At 60.9% G+C, this 16419-nt stretch carries 12 protein-coding genes; 3 read left to right on the top strand and 9 right to left on the bottom strand.

Translation table 11 applies throughout. The annotated features are described in order from the left end of the window. The first annotated feature begins 61 nt into the window (after nt 1–61). Complete coding sequence (locus ABIB44_RS16825) at nt 62–1585, top strand: TSUP family transporter (RefSeq protein ID WP_354585830.1); 1524 nt, start codon at nt 62–64, stop codon at nt 1583–1585. 56 nt (nt 1586–1641) lie between these two features. Then, nucleotides 1642–2187, top strand: a complete 546-nt coding sequence (locus ABIB44_RS16820) for a hypothetical protein (RefSeq protein WP_354585829.1) — start codon at nt 1642–1644, stop codon at nt 2185–2187. 91 nt (nt 2188–2278) lie between these two features. On the opposite strand, the gene amaB is transcribed toward ABIB44_RS16820, so the two are convergent. The 7 genes from amaB to deoC all read right to left on the bottom strand — a co-directional run bounded on the left by amaB (nt 2279) and on the right by deoC (nt 10760). Further along, a complete protein-coding gene (gene amaB, locus ABIB44_RS16815; protein ID WP_354585828.1) occupies nt 2279–3883 on the bottom strand; it encodes an L-piperidine-6-carboxylate dehydrogenase in 1605 nt (534 codons plus the stop codon). 96 nt (nt 3884–3979) lie between these two features. Further along, the gene (locus tag ABIB44_RS16810) at nt 3980–5176 is read right to left on the bottom strand and encodes an AAA family ATPase (RefSeq protein ID WP_354585827.1); all 1197 of its coding nucleotides are present in this window, start codon (nt 5174–5176) and stop codon (nt 3980–3982) included. 328 nt (nt 5177–5504) lie between these two features. Beyond that, nucleotides 5505–7010 (bottom strand): S1C family serine protease, encoded by a 1506-nt coding sequence (locus ABIB44_RS16805; RefSeq protein WP_354585826.1) that lies wholly within the window; start codon nt 7008–7010, stop codon nt 5505–5507. A gap of 292 nt (nt 7011–7302) precedes the next feature. Then, nucleotides 7303–8118, bottom strand: a complete 816-nt coding sequence (locus tag ABIB44_RS16800; protein WP_354585825.1) for a hypothetical protein — start codon at nt 8116–8118, stop codon at nt 7303–7305. A 97-nt stretch (nt 8119–8215) separates the two neighbouring features. Then, on the bottom strand, nt 8216–9403 hold the full coding sequence (locus ABIB44_RS16795; protein WP_354585824.1) for a M20 metallopeptidase family protein: 1188 nt from the start codon (nt 9401–9403) through the stop codon (nt 8216–8218). A gap of 150 nt (nt 9404–9553) precedes the next feature. Next, the gene (locus ABIB44_RS16790; RefSeq protein ID WP_354585823.1) at nt 9554–10111 is read right to left on the bottom strand and encodes a hypothetical protein; all 558 of its coding nucleotides are present in this window, start codon (nt 10109–10111) and stop codon (nt 9554–9556) included. Beyond that, entirely contained in the window at nt 10092–10760 is a 669-nt protein-coding gene (deoC, locus tag ABIB44_RS16785; protein ID WP_354585822.1) for a deoxyribose-phosphate aldolase, read from the bottom strand. The genes ABIB44_RS16790 and deoC overlap by 20 nt, the downstream gene beginning before the upstream one ends. A gap of 195 nt (nt 10761–10955) precedes the next feature. Here deoC and ABIB44_RS16780 point away from each other — a divergent pair, with 195 nt between their 5' ends. Next, a complete protein-coding gene (locus ABIB44_RS16780) occupies nt 10956–11411 on the top strand; it encodes a hypothetical protein (protein ID WP_354585821.1) in 456 nt (151 codons plus the stop codon). Nucleotides 11412–11482: 71 nt separating this feature from the next. On the opposite strand, the gene secA is transcribed toward ABIB44_RS16780, so the two are convergent. Beyond that, entirely contained in the window at nt 11483–14893 is a 3411-nt protein-coding gene (gene secA / locus ABIB44_RS16775) for a preprotein translocase subunit SecA (RefSeq protein WP_354585820.1), read from the bottom strand. A 265-nt stretch (nt 14894–15158) separates the two neighbouring features. Continuing rightward, nucleotides 15159–16394: a UDP-galactopyranose mutase gene (glf, locus tag ABIB44_RS16770; protein ID WP_354585819.1), complete on the bottom strand. Its 1236-nt coding sequence runs from the start codon at nt 16392–16394 to the stop codon at nt 15159–15161. Nucleotides 16395–16419 lie beyond the last annotated feature (25 nt).

The raw sequence follows: 16419 nt of genomic DNA, 5'->3' as shown, positions 1-16419 counted from the left end.
CTACCCGGTACGGCCGGGATTTTCACGCCTGATTTCGTATCTTACTGCTACGTTCTGAGCTATGCCAACAAACAACCCAACTCCGGCGACTCCGGCAGTAGCTACGCTGCCGCCGGAGCCAGCCTTGGTGGCCAACCACCTGTTTCCCATCTTCCTAAAGCTGGACACCATGCGGGTGCTGCTGGTGGGCGGCGGCAACATGGGCCTGGAAAAGCTGGGGGCCATCCTGCGCAACAGCCCCGAAACCGCGGTGACGGTAGTGGCCCCGGACATCCGGCCGGAGTTGCGCGCGCTAGCCGCCCGCCACCCCAAAGTGCAGCTGCGCCTGCGCCCCTTTCAGGACTCCGACCTCGACGAGGCGGACATCCTGTTCCTGGCTACCAACGACGTGGGCCTGCACCGCTACATTGGCTCGGCCGCCGCGGCCCGCCACCTGCTTACCAACGTAGCCGACACGCCCGAGCTCTGCGATTTCTACCTCTCGTCGGTGCTGCAAAAGGGCGATTTGAAAATTGCCATTTCCACCAACGGCAAATCGCCCACCATTGGCAAGCGCCTGCGCGAGGTGCTGGCCGAAGTACTGCCCGCCGAGTTGGCCACCATCCTGGGCCACATGACCATCATTCGCAGCCGCTTACAGGGAGATTTCGCGCAAAAAGTAAAATCGTTGAACGCCGTAACGGCCGAGCTGGCCTACGGCCCGGCCTACGAAACCCCCGCCACGGCCTATTGGCGGCGCGTGGCTACCGGCGCGCTCATCACGTTCGCCGGCTTCATCATACTCAACATTCTTTCTTACTACCTCACCCCGGCCCAGGCGTGGGCGCTGGCACGTTCGTCGGGTACGTTCTACACGTTCGTGGCCGTGGGCTTTGTGGCCCAAATGGTGGATGGCGTACTGGGCATGGGCTACGGCGTGGTATCGGCCATCAGCCTCATATCGCTGGGGCTGAGCCCGGTATCGGTCAGCGCCAGCATTCATACGGCCGAGGTGTTTGCCAGCGGCGCGTCGGGCTACCACCACTACCGGTTCGGCAACGTCAACAAGCGCCTGTTTCGGGTGCTGCTGCTGCCGGGCATCGCGGGGGCCGTGAGCGGGGCCCTCTTATTGGTCCACTTCGGCGATACCTACGCCAGCTACCTCAAACCTGTTCTGGCCGTTTACCTGCTCTTTTTGGGCTTGCGCATCATCGCCAAAGCCTTTAGCAAAGCTTTGCAGCGGCGCAAGAAGGTAAAAAATGCCGGCTGGCTGGCCGGGGCCGGTGGCTTCCTCGACTCGTTTGGCGGGGGTGGCTGGGGGCCACTGGTCACGAGCACGCTCATTGCCAACGGGCGCACGCCGCAATTTGTCATCGGCACCGTGAGCCTGGTCGAGTTCTTTGTCACGTTTGCCAGCGCGTTCACGTTTTTTACCATGCGCGGGCTCTCGCACTGGCAAATTGTGGCCGGCCTCATCGTGGGTGGGGTGGCCGCCGCACCCATCGCCGCCCGGCTGGCCGGCCGCCTGCCCACCCGCTGGATGTTCGTGGGTGTGGGCCTGATGGTGATTGTATGGAGCCTCTGGGAGCTGCACAAGCTGCTGTAGGATACTGCTGGTATTAGCCTTTACCTTTAGTGCCTTCGCAACTTCAATTCCCTTTCATGCGTCAGCGTTTGCTATCTACCCTGTTGCTCACCGCCCTGCTGGGGTGCAGCAAGTCCGACTCCAATCCCATTATGGATTTTGGCGAGGGCGAAGGCATCACCTACCGTACTGCCAATAACATTCCCATTGGCCCTCGCGATTACACCGACTGGACTTCCGACGGCGAATGGAATAAGCGGGAGCGTGCCCTTTTTGCCGACCTCGGCCTCGACCTCAATGGTGCGCAGCGCCCTGCGTCTGTCGCCTACATTACCTTATACCCGAACCCAATGATGGGTGATTACGCGCGATGGAAACTGCAAACCAATGCGCTCACCAGCGGCTCGGGCGGCTACACGGTCAGCGGTGTACTGGTCGACCGCAACTACAACGTGCAGCAACGGTTCGGCCCCCAACGCAATATTTTAAACACTGATTACGAAATTAATTGCGTCCAACTGGGCCTCAGTCCCAACGAGCTCTACCGCCTTTACTACGTGGTATCCAACGCTAGTGGGCTGGTGTACAAAGGCCACGGTGATATTCGCTACAGTCCACAGTAACTAACCCATTGCGCTGGAAAAGCAACAGGGGCTCCGCCGATATTACTCGGCGGAGCCCCTGTTGTTTTTCCAGCGCCAGTTGATGCCCGCGCTACACGTCGAACTTGATGCCTTGCGCCAGTGGCAGTTCGGTGCTGTAGTTGATGGTGTTGGTCTGGCGGCGCATGTACACTTTCCAGGCGTCGGAGCCGGACTCGCGGCCGCCCCCGGTTTCCTTCTCGCCGCCGAACGCGCCGCCGATTTCGGCCCCGCTCGTGCCAATGTTCACGTTGGCAATGCCGCAGTCGGAGCCGCTGGCCGAGAGGAAGGCTTCCGCCTCGCGCATGTTCAGGGTGAAGATGGACGACGACAGGCCCTGGCGCACGTCGTTCTGCAGCTCGATGGCCTTTTCCACGTCGCCGCTGTATTTGATGAGGTAGAGAATGGGCGCAAAGGTTTCCTCCTGCACCGTGTGGTAGTGGTTTTCCACTTCCACCAGGGCCGGGGTTACGTAGTGGCCGCCGTTCAGCTCGGGGCGGGCTAGCACCTCGCCACCGGCGAGCAGCTTGCCACCTTCGGCCTGCACGGCCACCAGCGCCTGTTCGAACATCTTCACCGCGTCGGCATCAATCAGCGGACCTACCAGCGTGCCTTCCTGCAAGGGATGGCCGATGGGCAGCTTGGGATAGATGGCCAGCAGGCGGCTTTTCACGTCCTCAAACATGCTTTCTTCGATGATGACGCGGCGGGTGCTGGTGCAGCGTTGGCCAGCCGTGCCCACCGCCCCGAACACAATGGCCGGGATGGCAATTTTGAGGTCGGCGTTTTTGGTGACGATAATGGCGTTGTTGCCGCCCAGCTCCAGCAGGGCGCGGCCCAGGCGCGCGCCCACTACCTCGCCCACCTTGCGGCCCATGCGGGTGCTGCCGGTGGCCGAAATCAGCGGCAGGCGCTTGTCGGCGGCCATAGCGGCCCCAATTTTCGCATCCCCGATAATCACGCTGAACACGCCTTCGGCAATGTCATTTTCGGCCAGCACGTCCCGGATGATGTGCTGCACGGCCACGGCCGTGAGGGGCGTTTTCTCCGAAGGCTTCCAAATGCTCACGTCGCCGCACACGGCGGCCAGCATGGCGTTCCAGCTCCACACGGCCACCGGGAAGTTGAAGGCCGAGATAATGCCCACAATGCCCAGCGGCTGGTATTGGTCGTACATGCGGTGCGCGGGGCGCTCCGAGTGCATGGTAAAGCCATGCAGCTGCCGGCTCAGGCCCACGGCAAAGTCGCAGATGTCAATCATCTCCTGCACTTCGCCCAGGCCCTCCTGGAGGATTTTGCCCATCTCGGCGCTCACCAGCTTGCCCAGCGGCTCCTTGTACTCGCGCAGCTTGTTGCCAATCTGACGCACGATTTCGCCGCGCTTGGGGGCGGGCACCAGCCGCCAGGTTTTGTAGGCTTCCTGGGCGGCTTGCACCACCGTTTCATAGTCGTCGGCCGTGGCGAAGGCCACGCTGGCCATTTGGCGGCCATCGGCGGGCGCGTTGATAACGCGGCGGTCGGCGTTCTGGTCGCCGCCCCAGGTGCGGCCGGTGCTGTAGGCGGCATTATCGGCCTGCACGCCCAGCTGGCGCAGCACGTCCTGTATGCCGTGGGGGTCGTGGTGAGGATGCGGAACGGTTACGTCGGCGGCGGTAGCTTCTTCGAGGGCCTGCTTCATGGGGATACGGGGGGTGGGATGTTGCGCCCGCAAAGCTACGGGCCGGCGCGGAGTTGGCCGGTCATTGCCTTTCCAATGGCGTGTCCCAGGCCCGCGCTACACTTTGCGACCGGACGACTCGTGCGCCAAATGGTGCAGGTTGTTGAACACGTCGAGGCTGTCGCGCTGCAGGTTGCGTACCTCCTCGTCGCTCATCTGCCGGATTTTGGTCTGGAAATCCTTGTAATACACCACGAATACTGCCAGCTCAGGCATCAGGCTTTCGTAGGGAACCATGTTTTCGAGCACGCTATCGAAGAAATACGGGCTGTGCGTGGTCACGAAAAACTGGTTGCTGTCGTGAGCCACCATGCGCTCGGCCAGCTGCATGATGTAGCCGGGGTACGAGTGCGACTCGGGCTCTTCCAGCAATATCACCGCCTCGCGGCTCGAATCCATGGCGGCCATGTGAAATCCGAAGCGCCGCAGCGTGTCGCCCGCGCCCGAGTAGGGATAGGCCACGCTCAGGCCGTCTACGTCCTTCATCACTTCCAGGCGGCGGGCGTCGGCGCGCACGCGCAGCTGCTGGTGCTGCTCGTTGAAGAGGGCCTTGAACTGGTGGCGCAGGGCCGTGTTCGCTTCCAGAACATGCACCAGGTTGCTCCCGTGCGGCGGAAACAACGTTGTATCAGCAAAGCGCCGGTCAATCCGGCCCGTGCTTTTAAACCGGAAGGGCTTCACCGGCCGGGGCTGCCAGTCGGGAGTCGAAGCCAAGCCCGGAGCCCCGCCGGGCAGCTCACGCAGGCGACCTTTAGCGCCAAACTCGAGGTAGCGGTAGCCCGGCTCAGGCAGGGTTCCCAACACGTCGAACCGCTGTTGCAGCCGGCTCAGCAGGCTGGCATCATCCATAGCACGGCTTTTAGGACGGCTTTCCAAAAATGGCAGACCCAGCTGCACACGCAGTAAGCGGTAGGCCGACTGGCTGAACACCCCGTACTGGAATCCCTTGCCCCGCCCCTTTCCCTTGGCCTGGCGGGCCAGCAAACATACATCGTGGTCCGACTCGATACGAATCGGGTGGGCCGTTATATTATCGTGAAAAAGCTGCGCCGGCTCATCATACCGGATAAAGCTGCGCATGAACTTCTTTTTGCGCTCGAATGGTAACGAACCCAGCAAACTCATTGCCTCCAGCACCGTCGATTTACCCGCGTTTGGCTCGCCGATAATCAGGTTAACGCGTCGGGGGTGCAGCACTGCATGGCGAATGGACTTGAAGTTTTGGATGACCAGGGTATTGATGACGTTTTCCATGCGCGGATTGAGGCAGCCTGCCCGGGTTACCAGTTCAGAGCTGCGGCCGGAAAAAAAGTCCCGGCTTGGGATTGTATGTACGGCAATCTACAAAGAATGGCTTCTACAATTACACCTTATTTTGCAATTTATTTTGTGCATCCAATCTGAAAATCAACGCCATATTGCGCAATCATAATATTGGCCAGTCTAGCATAATAGCACTTTTTCAACGCTTTGAATCAACTCCCAAATCGGGATTAATTGCCTAGTCCTATTGCGCTCGCACAAAAAAAGCCGCTGCCTGACGGCAGCGGCTTCTAAGTCGATACGTGGTGCTATTTTGAGCTTATTCCTGCCCGATGGGGTAATAGGCTTTGCGCCCGTCGGGGTACACACCTTCTACCAGCGCGCCCGAACTATTGCGCGCCTGGTCGAGGTAATTTCTTACGTCCGAAGGCTTGGTTACCGCGTTTTTATCGATGCGCGTAATAATGAACCCGTCGGCCATACCCGTCTCGCGGAAGTTGCTGCCCTTGATGCCCGAGATTTTGGCACCGCCCTCCAGACCCAGCTTGGCCAAGTCGCGCGGTGGCACGGCCGCAATGGTCGCCCCCTCGTACTTGATGGCGGCCGCGACGGCATCTTCACGAACCACACCGGTGGTGCCGGTGGCATTGCGCAGCACCGCCTCAGTGGTGCTGGCCGAGCTGCCGCGCAGGTAGCTGACCTTAATCTTATCGCCAGGGCGGAAACGGGCCACCTGCTCCTGCAGCTGCGAGGAGGTATTCACGGCTACCCCATTGATTTGGGTAATGATGTCACCCGTTTTCAAGCCAGCCTGGGCACCGGCACTGCCGTCGGTGAGTCCTTGCACGTACACGCCGTTCAGCGTGTTCAGCTTCTTCTCGGAAGCCAGCCGGGCATCCACTTCCTGAATCTGCACCCCAAGCAGCGCGCGCTGCACGACCTTGTATTTCAGCAAGTCATCAACCACTTTGCTGGCCAGCGAGCTGGGAATGGCAAACGAGTAGCCTTCGTAGCTGCCCGTGTGCGAAGCAATGGCCGAGTTGATGCCGATGAGGTCGCCATTCAGGTTCACGAGGGCACCGCCCGAGTTGCCGGGATTCACCACGGCGTCGGTCTGAATGAACGACTCGATACCCATGTTGTCCTTGCGGCGCAGGATGTCGATGTTGCGGCCCTTGGCCGAGATAATACCGGCCGTTACGGTCGAGTTCAGGTTGAACGGGTTGCCCACGGCGAGCACCCACTGGCCCACTTTCACGTCGTCGGAGTTGCCATACTTGATGAAGGGCAGGTTGTCGGCCTTCACTTTCAGCACGGCCAGGTCGGTGTTGGGGTCGGCCCCCACCAGCTCAGCATCAAACTTGCGCTTGTCGTCGAGCACCACCTCAATCTTCGAGGCTTTGTCGATAACGTGGTTGTTGGTTACGATGTATCCGTTGGCGGCGATAATTACACCCGAGCCCGAGCCCTGGCCGCCGCCCTGGGGCTGCTGCTGGCCGTGGAACTGGTCGAGCTGGTCGCCGAAAAACTGGCGCAGGAAGGGGTCCATCTGCTGCTGGCGCTGGTCGGCGGGCGCGGCAGCGTATTCGGTCATTACGTGCACCACGGCCGGGGTTACGGCAGCGGCGGCGGCCACAAAGTTCAAGCCTTCGGGCACGGTGTAGGGCGTGCTCCGCATCTCAGAAGTGTAACGCACCTGGGGGTTGGCGGCCATCGTCTGCGGAGCCACAATGGCGGGCTCCAGCAGCTTGTACCCCCCCACGGCCACGCCGCCGCCCAAAATGGCAGAACCGAACAGGCCGAGCATCATTTGTTTTGCTTGCATGGGTAAGGGAAAAATGAAAAAGTGATTGAGTGATTGACAATTCTAAATTAACGGTCCTAGGATGAACGCCGCATGATGCGCCGGGCCGGTTAGCCCCCACAACGAAGCAAAGATTCACTTTAGCGTCTCCGGGTTGCTTCTAGCAGAAAACAGGCCAATGGAGTAGCTGAAGGACGATTTTAAACTACAACAACCATTTCTGCAAAAAAGGCACCCCGGAAGGTGCCTTTTTTGCAGAAACCCCGCCAAATCAGCGGATTTCGATGTATTGCCGGCCCACTCAAGAGCGGTGCTAGTGCTGGGTGGGCAGTTGCTGACGGGTGGCGGCATCCTTGCCATTCAGGAAGGTATAGCGCAGGTCGAGCCCTAGCACGGGAGCCACGGAATTGACACGCCCACCCGGGATGGTGATGTTGCCCAAAGCATCGGTCTGGGCCAGACCAAAGCTATACTGGGTCTGGTAGGCGAACCAGGGCGTGAAATCAAAAGCCGGACTCAGGCGCACGCCCATTTCGGCCCGCAGGCTGGTGAACTGGATGGTGCGTTCCTCCGCGTCGGGGTTGTCGTCGGCCGAGAAGGCACGTAGGTGGGTGGCAGCCTCGTAGCTCAGGCGCGGGCGCAGGGCTACGGTGCTGCCCACGGCAAATGCTTTTTCCAAGTCGGCGCGCAGGCGGGCGTAGGTCGAGCCTTTGGCCCCCGTTTGGCCCGGGAAAAGGTGCTCCAGGCTCAGTCGCTGGCCGAAGGTGAGCGGCCCCACGGGGCTGCGGTGGCGCAGTAGTACCTCGGGCAGCAGCACGTAGGTTTTGCCAAACCCAATGTAGGGCAACGTGCCGCCAATGCTCCAGTGCTCGCTCAGGAAATGCTCGTAGCCCACGCTGATGCGGCGTTGGTCGAAGCCCAAGAAGCGGTTGGGATTGGCGTAGCCGTTGTTGTCGGTGTTCTGCTGGCCGCGCGCCGAGATAAGCAGGTAGTCGGAGCCGTCGAGGGCTACTTCGGCCTGGGCCTCGGGCCAAAGCTGCACCCCAAACACGGTGCGACGGGTCTGGGCGGCGGCGGGGCGGACTACTAGGGCAGCGGCCAAGATGGCCAGGGAGAGCAGACGGTTCATAGAGTAGCGCGGACTTGGCACGGCCGCGAGTGCAATGGATAAAATGCGGTCACTAGCGGACTAGAAAGCCGCTACCGGATACGACCGCGCCACGGAGTTACTGGCCCAGCTCCTCCATCGCCAGCCAGGCCATGAGGCCGGGGCCGGTGGTGAGGGCCTGCTCGTCGATATTGAACGTGGGCGTATGCACCGACGAGGCAAACCGCCCATCGGCGTGGCGGGTGCCGAGGCGGTAGAAGCACGAGGGTGCGGCCTGCGAGAAGTAAGCAAAATCCTCAGCCGCCATCCACTGGTCGAGCTCGACCACGTTTTCCGGCCCCAGATAAGCCTCGGCGGCGGCGCGCACGCGAGCGGTGAGGGCCGGCTCGTTCTCCAGATACGGGTAGCCTACCCGGATTTCGAGCTCGCACACCGCGCCCATGCTCTCGGCCAGGCCCTCGCAGAGCTTGCGCAGGTGCCGGTGGGCCTCGGCGCGCCACTCTTCATTGAGGGTGCGGAAAGTGCCCTCGATGTAGACTTCGTTGGGGATGACGTTGGTGGCACCGTTGGCGATGACTTTGCCGAAACTCAGCACCGAGGGCAGCTTGGGATTGGCGCGGCGGCTCACAATTTGCTGGGCGGCCACGATGATGTGGGCGGCCACCAGTACCGGGTCGAGGTTCATTTCGGGCATCGCACCGTGGCCGCCTTTGCCTTTTATCGTCAGGTATAGCTCATCGGTGCTGGCCATGTAGCGGCCGGGGCGCAGGCCGATTTTACCGGCCGGCAGGTGCGGAAAAACGTGCTGCCCCAGTACGCGGCCCACGGCCGGGTTCTCCAGCACCCCTTCCTTAATCATCAGCGACGCGCCGCCGGGCAGGCGCTCCTCGCCGGGCTGAAACATGAGCTTGATATTGCCCTTGAACTCGCCCTTCAGCTCGGTGAGGATACGGGCCGCGCCCAGCAGCGAGGCAGTGTGCACGTCGTGGCCGCAGGCGTGCATCACGCCGGGCGTAGTCGATTTGTAGGGAATGTCGTTGGCTTCGATGATGGGCAGCGCATCCATATCGGCCCGCAGGGCAATGGTGGGGCCGCCGGGCAAGCCTTCGATGAGGGCCACCACGCCGGTATTGGCCAGCGGCTGGGGGGTCAGGCCCAGCTTCTCAAGCTCCTTGGTGACGAAGGCGGCCGTGTTCACTTCCTCAAACGAGAGCTCGGGATGCGCGTGCAGGTGGCGGCGCAGGGCTACGGTATCGGCGGCGTGGGCGGCAGCCAGGGCCTGAATACGGGGGATGAGGCTAGACATGGGGCGGGGGAAGCAGCGAAATGATGAGGGAGTAAAACAGCCGAAGCATCTCTACTGCAATAGCAGACCAATTGATTGAATTACTTCGGCGGCAAAGTTGCTTCGACTACGCTTAGCATGACTGTTCCGATGGCGCACTTCAACTGTGCCCTACGGGTTCTTGTTCAGCAGCACCTGCGTGGCTTCCAGCTCCAGCTTGGGGGTGAGGCCGCGTAGACGGGCCATGGCACGGGCGGCATCGAGCCGGGTGAGATAATCGCCGATATAGAGGCGATAAACCGGCGACTTGAAGGTGATGTAGTCCGTTTCGTCGGGGTAGCGGCCGATGATGCTGCGCCGGATGGCCATTACCTGCTCGCGCTCGATGCCGAGGTACACCAGCAGGCGGTAGCCCTGGGCGTACTTCACGTTCTGGTTGGTGTAGGCCTGGTCGCGCAGGCGCTGCTCGACCGGGGTATTCACCGAGTTGGTGGGTGGCACGGCCGTTTTGGCGGCGGGCGCGGCGGCCACGGGCACCATTTTAGGCGCGGCGAAAACCGGGCGGTATTTCGTCACGTCTTCGGCCGGCATCGGCACGGCGGTGGCTGCGGACTTTTTCGTGGTATCGGCTGGGGCGCTGGCGCGGGGGGCCTGCGCGGCCGTACCGGCGCAAGCGGCCAGGGCCAGCAGCGGAATTGCAAACAGCATCTTAGGCAGCAGTCGGTTCATCGGATTCAGCAATCAGGGCTACGCTATTGGACGAGCCGATACGGTCGGCCCCGGCGGCTACCAGCGCCTCGGCGGCGGCGCGGGTACGAATGCCGCCGGCCGCTTTAATGCGCATGGTTTCGGGCAGCACGCGGCGCAGCAGTTCCACATCGGCTACCGACGCGCCCCGGCTGGCGTAGCCGGTGGAGGTTTTCACGAAGTCGGCCTCGCCGGCCACGCACAGGCCGGCGGCCAGCTCAATTTCGGCCTCCGTGAGCAGGGCGGTTTCGATGATGACCTTGAGCAAGGCCTGGTGTACGTGGCAGAGGTCGGCCAGGTCGAGAATCTCATCCTGAATGGCCACCGTCTTGCCCGATTTCAGGGCCGATATATTGATAACCACGTCCAACTCAGTCGCGCCGTCGTACAGCGCCACTTCGGCTTCCTTGAACTTGGCGGCCGAGGTGGCATAGCCCAGCGGAAACCCCACCACAGTGCAGATGCCCACCCCCGTGCCTTCGAGCTTGCCGGCGGCCAGGGCCACGTAGCAGGGCGGCACGCACACGGTGGCGAAGCCGTGGGCAGTAGCTTCCTCGCAAAGCTGATGGATTTGTGCCTCGGTGCAGTCGGGGCGCAGCAGGGTGTGGTCAATTCGGGCGGCGAGCGTCATGGGGCAAAGGTAGCGCCAGATACGGCGTGGCTATTCCACCACGAGGCGACAGGTGGCGGTGCTGCTTCCGGCCTCAACCGTGCGCTTTGCCCTAACTTTTGAACAAACCACGGCCCGTCATGGAAAACGACGTCAAGTTTCTGCGCATCCAGAATTTCAAGTCCATTTAAGGATGTCACGCTTCACCCGCGCCGCGTGAACCTAATTATCGGCGAGCCCAACGTGGGCAAATCGAACCTGTTGGAGGCAATGACGCTGCTGGGCGGCATCACCTACGAACAGACCGAGAAATTCATGGGCAGCTTCATCCGCTACGAGGAGCCGCCGGTGGCCGCCCGCTCCGGCCCCGACTGCCGCTACGCTATCCATCAGCACCCGGCGCACGCCCACCACTTCCTCATCGTGCTGGAACCCGCCTGCGATACCTGTATTTTCGAGGCCGCCCACGCCGCCGGGCTGGACCCGACCAATTTCAAACTACCCGCCACCCTGACGGCTTTCATTGAGGTAATGAAAGGCGAAGACGCCGAAGACAACCCGCACCTGATTCGCTTACTACACGCCATCAAGCAGGCCCAGCCCGCCGCCTACCGCGAGCTGGCCGTGTTCGTGGCCGACGTGATGGACCAGAACAGCAAGCTCTGGCGGTAGCGGAAACGCCACAAAAGAAGGCGGCCTCCCCGATGGGAAGGCCGCCTTCTTTAATTCAGAAACGGGGTTAGCTAGTCCACCAGCACGGCGCGGCCGCTCGTCACGTCCTGCTCGACCGATTTATATTTCACGTCGCGCAGGATGCGGCCGTCCATGTACTGCACGTTCACTTTATCGTTGCGGTTGGCTACTTTCTGGCTGCGCACGGGCACCTGCTTCTCGGCGACCTGGGGCGACTGGTAGTCGGGGCCCATGTCCTCGGGGCCAGCGCCGAGCGAATGCAGCATGTCCTCGTGCTCCACGGTGAGCTGGGGCTGGGGCTCCTCGTCTTCGAGGTAGTAGTCGGGCTCGTCGTTGGTGCCCACCATGCTGGTGTTCACCGGCACGTCGGCGTGGAAGAGGAAGGTGGTGGTTTCCTCGTTCACCTTGCCAATCATGCGCTTAAACAGCTCGAAGCTCTCGAACTTATACACCAGCAGCGGGTCTTTCTGCTCGTACACGGCGTTCTGCACCACCTGCTTCAGGTCGTCCATCTGGCGCAGGTGCTGGGTCCAGGCGGTGTCAATCACGCTCAGTACCACCACTTTCTCCATTTGGCGCAGAATATCGTGGCCGCCGGTAGCCTGGGCGCGGCGCAGGTTGGCAATGGCCTGCACCTGCTTCTTGCCATCGGTGAAGGGCACGGCAAGGTTTTCGTAAGGCGCGTCCTGGCTCAGCAGGTCGTTGATGAGCGGCATCGCATTGGTAGCGATGTGCTCGTTCTTGCTCTGGAAGTAGCCCAGGGCCTCCTCGTACAGCTTTTGGGTGAGCGTCGGCAACTGCAGCGAATTCATTTCCTGCGCCGTGATGTAGGTGTCGTAGCCGAAAACCTTGATGACGTTCAGCTTGAAATCCTCGAAGTCGCCCGTGATTTTGTGGCCGGCGGCGATGTCCTCGCTCACGTCGTAAATCATGTTGAGGATGTCGACTTCCATGCGGTCGCCGTGCAGGGCGTTGCGGCGGCGCTTGTACACCACTTCGCGCTGGGCATTCATCACGTCGTCGTACTCGAGCAGGCGCTTGCGAGTGCCGAAGTTATTCTCCTCCACCTTCTTCTGGGCCCGCTCGATGGAGTTAGTAATCATCGAGTGCTGAATCACTTCGCCCTCTTCCATGCCCATGCGGTCCATCAGCTTGGCAATCCGGTCCGAGCCGAAGAGGCGCATCAGGTTGTCTTCGAGCGATACGAAAAACTGCGAAGTGCCCGGGTCGCCTTGGCGGCCGGCGCGGCCCCGCAGCTGGCGGTCGACGCGCCGGCTCTCGTGGCGCTCGGTGCCGATGATGGCCAAGCCGCCCGAATCCTTAGAGGTTTCGCGCAGCTTGATGTCGGTACCGCGGCCGGCCATGTTGGTGGCGATGGTCACGGTGCCGGGGTAGCCAGCGGCGGCCACAATTTCGGCTTCACGCTGGTTCTGCTTGGCATTGAGCACTTGGTGCTGGATGCCGCGTAGCTTAAGCATCCGCGACATCAGCTCCGAAATCTCGACCGACGTGGTACCCACCAGCACCGGGCGGCCAGCTTCCACCAGCTTCTGGATTTCGAGGGCCACGGCGTTGTATTTCTCGCGCACCGTTTTGTACACCTGGTCGTCGGAATCGTTGCGCTGAATGCCGCGGTTGGTCGGAATCACCACCACATCGAGCTTGTAGATTTCCCAGAACTCGCCGGCTTCGGTTTCGGCCGTGCCGGTCATGCCGCACAGCTTGTGGTACATGCGGAAGTAGTTCTGCAGCGTTACCGTGGCGTAGGTCTGCGTTGCGTCTTCCACACGCACGTTTTCCTTGGCCTCAATGGCTTGGTGCAGGCCGTCGGAATAGCGGCGGCCCTCCATGACGCGGCCGGTTTGCTCGTCCACGATTTTCACCTTGCCGTCGTCGGTCAGGATGTACTGGTCGTCCTTCTCAAACAGCGTGTAAGCTTTCAGCAGCTGGTTCACGGTGTGCACCCGCTCGCTTTTTTCGTTGTAGTCGCTCATCAGCTTGTCCTTCTGATGGAGCTTCTCCTCGGCCGACAACGCGGCATTTTTCTCGATATCCGCGATGGCCATCCCGATGTCGGGCATGATGAACAGCTGCGGGTCTTCGCCCTGGGCCGTAATCAAATCGAGGCCTTTCTCGGTCAGCTCAATCTGGTTGTTCTTCTCGTCGATGGTGAAAAACAGCGGCTCATCGGCCTTGGGCATCTGGCGCGAGTTGTCGGCCAGGTAGTGGTTTTCGGTGGCCAGCAGCACGGCGCGGTTGCCGCTTTCGCTCAGGAATTTGATGAGGGGCTTGCTCTTGGGCAGGCCCCGGTGGGCGCGGAACAGCAGCAGGCCGCCCTCGCCGTTCTTGTCGCCTTCCTCCACGCCGGTTTTGCCGGCGGCAATCTGTTTGCGGGCTTCCACCAGGTAGGCCTGCACCACTTTCTTCTGCTCGTCCACCAAACGCTGAATGCGCGGCTTAAGCTGGTAAAACTCGTGCACGTCGCCGCGCGGCACCGGGCCGGAGATGATAAGCGGCGTCCGCGCATCGTCAATCAGCACGGAGTCCACTTCGTCGACCATCGCGAAGTGGTGCTTGCGCTGCACCAGCTCCTCGGGGTCGCGGGCCATGTTGTCGCGCAGGTAGTCGAAGCCGAATTCGTTGTTGGTACCGTAGGTAATGTCGGCTTGGTAGGCGGCGCGGCGCTCGGGCGTGTTGGGCTGGTGCTTGTCGATGCAGTCCACCGTGATGCCGTGAAACTCGAACAGCGGCGCGTTCCATTCGGAGTCGCGCTTGGCCAGGTAGTCGTTCACCGTCACGAGGTGCACGCCGCGCTTCGACAGCGCGTTGAGGAACGAGGGCAGGGTCGAAACCAGCGTTTTGCCTTCGCCAGTGGCCATTTCGGCAATCTTGCCCTGGTGCAGCACCGCGCCGCCCATCAGCTGTACGTCGTAGTGCACCATGTCCCAGGTGATTTCGGCCCCGGCGGCCGTCCACTTGTTGCTCCAGATGGCCTGGTCACCATTAAAGGTTACGTTGGGGTGGGTGGCGGCATACTCGCGGTCGCGGGCATTGGCGGTTACCACCAGCTGGCCGTTGTCCTTATAGCGGCGCGCGGTGTCCTTCACAATGGCGAAGGCCACGGGCAGCACCTCCAGCAGCACAGCTTCGAGGTCCTTGTTGCGCTGCTTTTCCAGCGCGTCAATCTGTTCAAAGAAGGCTTCCTTGGCCGCGACATCGAGCTGGGGTTGCGACTCGATTTGCTGGTGCAAGCCGGCAATCTGGCCGTCGAGGCCGGCGAGGCGCTCGGCAATGCGGGCGCGCACCACATCGGTCTGCTCGCGCAGCTGGTCATCGGTGAGGCCGGCCAGTTTGGCATATTCGGCATTAATCAACGCCACGTAGGGCGTGATTTCCTTTAAATCACGCTCCGACTTGGAGCCGAATATTTTGGCGACGGTCTTGCCTAGGAAGTCAAACATCAGGTAGTTTTTATAGCGAAACGCGCCGGGGCGCACCTCAAATTTACGGAGCGTTCCGCTAAAACCGTCCCAAAACGAAAAGCCCCGCCAAATTGGCGGGGCTGGAGACACGGTTATCCGGAACGTCATGCTCACATCTGGCGTCCACGCAGTCGAAGCGCCTCCCGGGCAATAGCAACTCAATCGGTCGAGTTACTACCCCACGCGAATGCTTCGGCTGCGCGGACGCCAGATGCGTGCATGACGTGCTTTTCGTTCGTACTGGCTACTGCTGCTGCGGCGAGCGGCTCACCAGCTTATCCACCAGCGCGGTGCTGCCCGAAATGGCCGGGCGGGTGGGCTTGGCAGCGTTTTCCTTCTCCGTCAGTTTTTTATACAGCGTCAGGGCCTGGGCCACTACCTGGTCCATGTTGTAGTATTTGTAGGTAGCCAGGCGGCCCACAAAGTGTACGTTGGGCGTCTCATCGGCGAGCTTCTTGTACTTGTTGTACAGCTCGGCGTTTTCCTGCATCGGAATGGGGTAGTAGGGGTCGCCTTCGGCCTGCGGGTACTCGTACACGATGGCCGTTTTAGGGTGTTCCTGGCCGGTGAGGGCCTTGAACTCGGTGATGCGCGTGTAAAGGTTTTCGTTGGGGTAATTCACCACGGGAGCGGCGAGGTGCTTGTCCTTGTTCAGCGTTTCGTGCCTAAACTCGAGCGAGCGATAAGGCAGCTTGCCAAACTGGAAGTCGAAGTATTCGTCTACCGGACCCGTGAAAATCATCTCCTTGAAGGGAATAAAATCCATGATTTCGTGGTAGTCGGTGTTCAGCATCACCTTGATGTTTGGGTGGTTGAGCATGTTGTCAAACATCCGGGTGTAGCCGTGCAGGGGCATGGCCTGATAGGTGTCGGTAAAGTAGCGGTCGTCGCGGTTGGTGCGGGTAGGCACGCGCGAGGTCACCGATTTGTCGAGCTGCGAAGGGTCGAGGCCCCACTGCTTGTTGGTGTAGTTCTTGAAGAACTTGTTGTAGAGCTCGCGGCCTACTTTGCTCACCACCACGTCTTCCGAGGTTTTGATAACGTCGACCTGCTCGGCCACCGAGGCGAAGAATTCTTCCACCTCAAAGCTGGTCAGGCTCAGGCCGTAGAGCTTGTTGATGGTGTCGAGGTTGATGGGCATCGGCACGTGCTGGCCATCGACGGAAGCGAGCACGCGGTGCTCGTAGGGTCGCCAGTCGGTGAAGTTGCCGAGGTAGTCAAATACGTCTTTCGAATTGGTGTGAAAGATGTGCGGGCCATACTTGTGAACCAGAATGCCGTCTTCGTTATAATGGTCGTAGGCGTTGCCGGCGATGTGGCTACGCTTATCGACGATGAGAACTTTTTTGTTGCTGCGGGTGGCCAGCCGCTCGGCCAGCACGCTGCCGGCAAAACCGGCCCCAACGATGAGATAGTCGAACATGTGCGTAGTGATGGTGATGAGGTAAGGAAGTGACGTGTTATTTAGTATTGGTATCAAGCAATTGGTAGTGAGGCAATTTGCC

It is taken from the genome of Hymenobacter sp. UYCo722 (assembly GCF_040547115.1).
Lineage (GTDB): Bacteria > Bacteroidota > Bacteroidia > Cytophagales > Hymenobacteraceae > Hymenobacter.
Note: the sequence above shows the minus strand (reverse complement) of the source record. Positions and strands in the feature narration are given on the sequence as shown.

Coding starts and splice junctions, on each gene's coding strand:
- ABIB44_RS16825 (WP_354585830.1), top strand. CDS start 62: ATGCCAACAAACAACCCAACTCCGGCGACTCCGGCAGTAGCTACGCTG.
- ABIB44_RS16820 (WP_354585829.1), top strand. CDS start 1,642: ATGCGTCAGCGTTTGCTATCTACCCTGTTGCTCACCGCCCTGCTGGGG.
- amaB (WP_354585828.1), bottom strand. CDS start 3,883: ATGAAGCAGGCCCTCGAAGAAGCTACCGCCGCCGACGTAACCGTTCCG.
- ABIB44_RS16810 (WP_354585827.1), bottom strand. CDS start 5,176: ATGGAAAACGTCATCAATACCCTGGTCATCCAAAACTTCAAGTCCATT.
- ABIB44_RS16805 (WP_354585826.1), bottom strand. CDS start 7,010: ATGCAAGCAAAACAAATGATGCTCGGCCTGTTCGGTTCTGCCATTTTG.
- ABIB44_RS16800 (WP_354585825.1), bottom strand. CDS start 8,118: ATGAACCGTCTGCTCTCCCTGGCCATCTTGGCCGCTGCCCTAGTAGTC.
- ABIB44_RS16795 (WP_354585824.1), bottom strand. CDS start 9,403: ATGTCTAGCCTCATCCCCCGTATTCAGGCCCTGGCTGCCGCCCACGCC.
- ABIB44_RS16790 (WP_354585823.1), bottom strand. CDS start 10,111: ATGAACCGACTGCTGCCTAAGATGCTGTTTGCAATTCCGCTGCTGGCC.
- deoC (WP_354585822.1), bottom strand. CDS start 10,760: ATGACGCTCGCCGCCCGAATTGACCACACCCTGCTGCGCCCCGACTGC.
- secA (WP_354585820.1), bottom strand. CDS start 14,893: ATGTTTGACTTCCTAGGCAAGACCGTCGCCAAAATATTCGGCTCCAAG.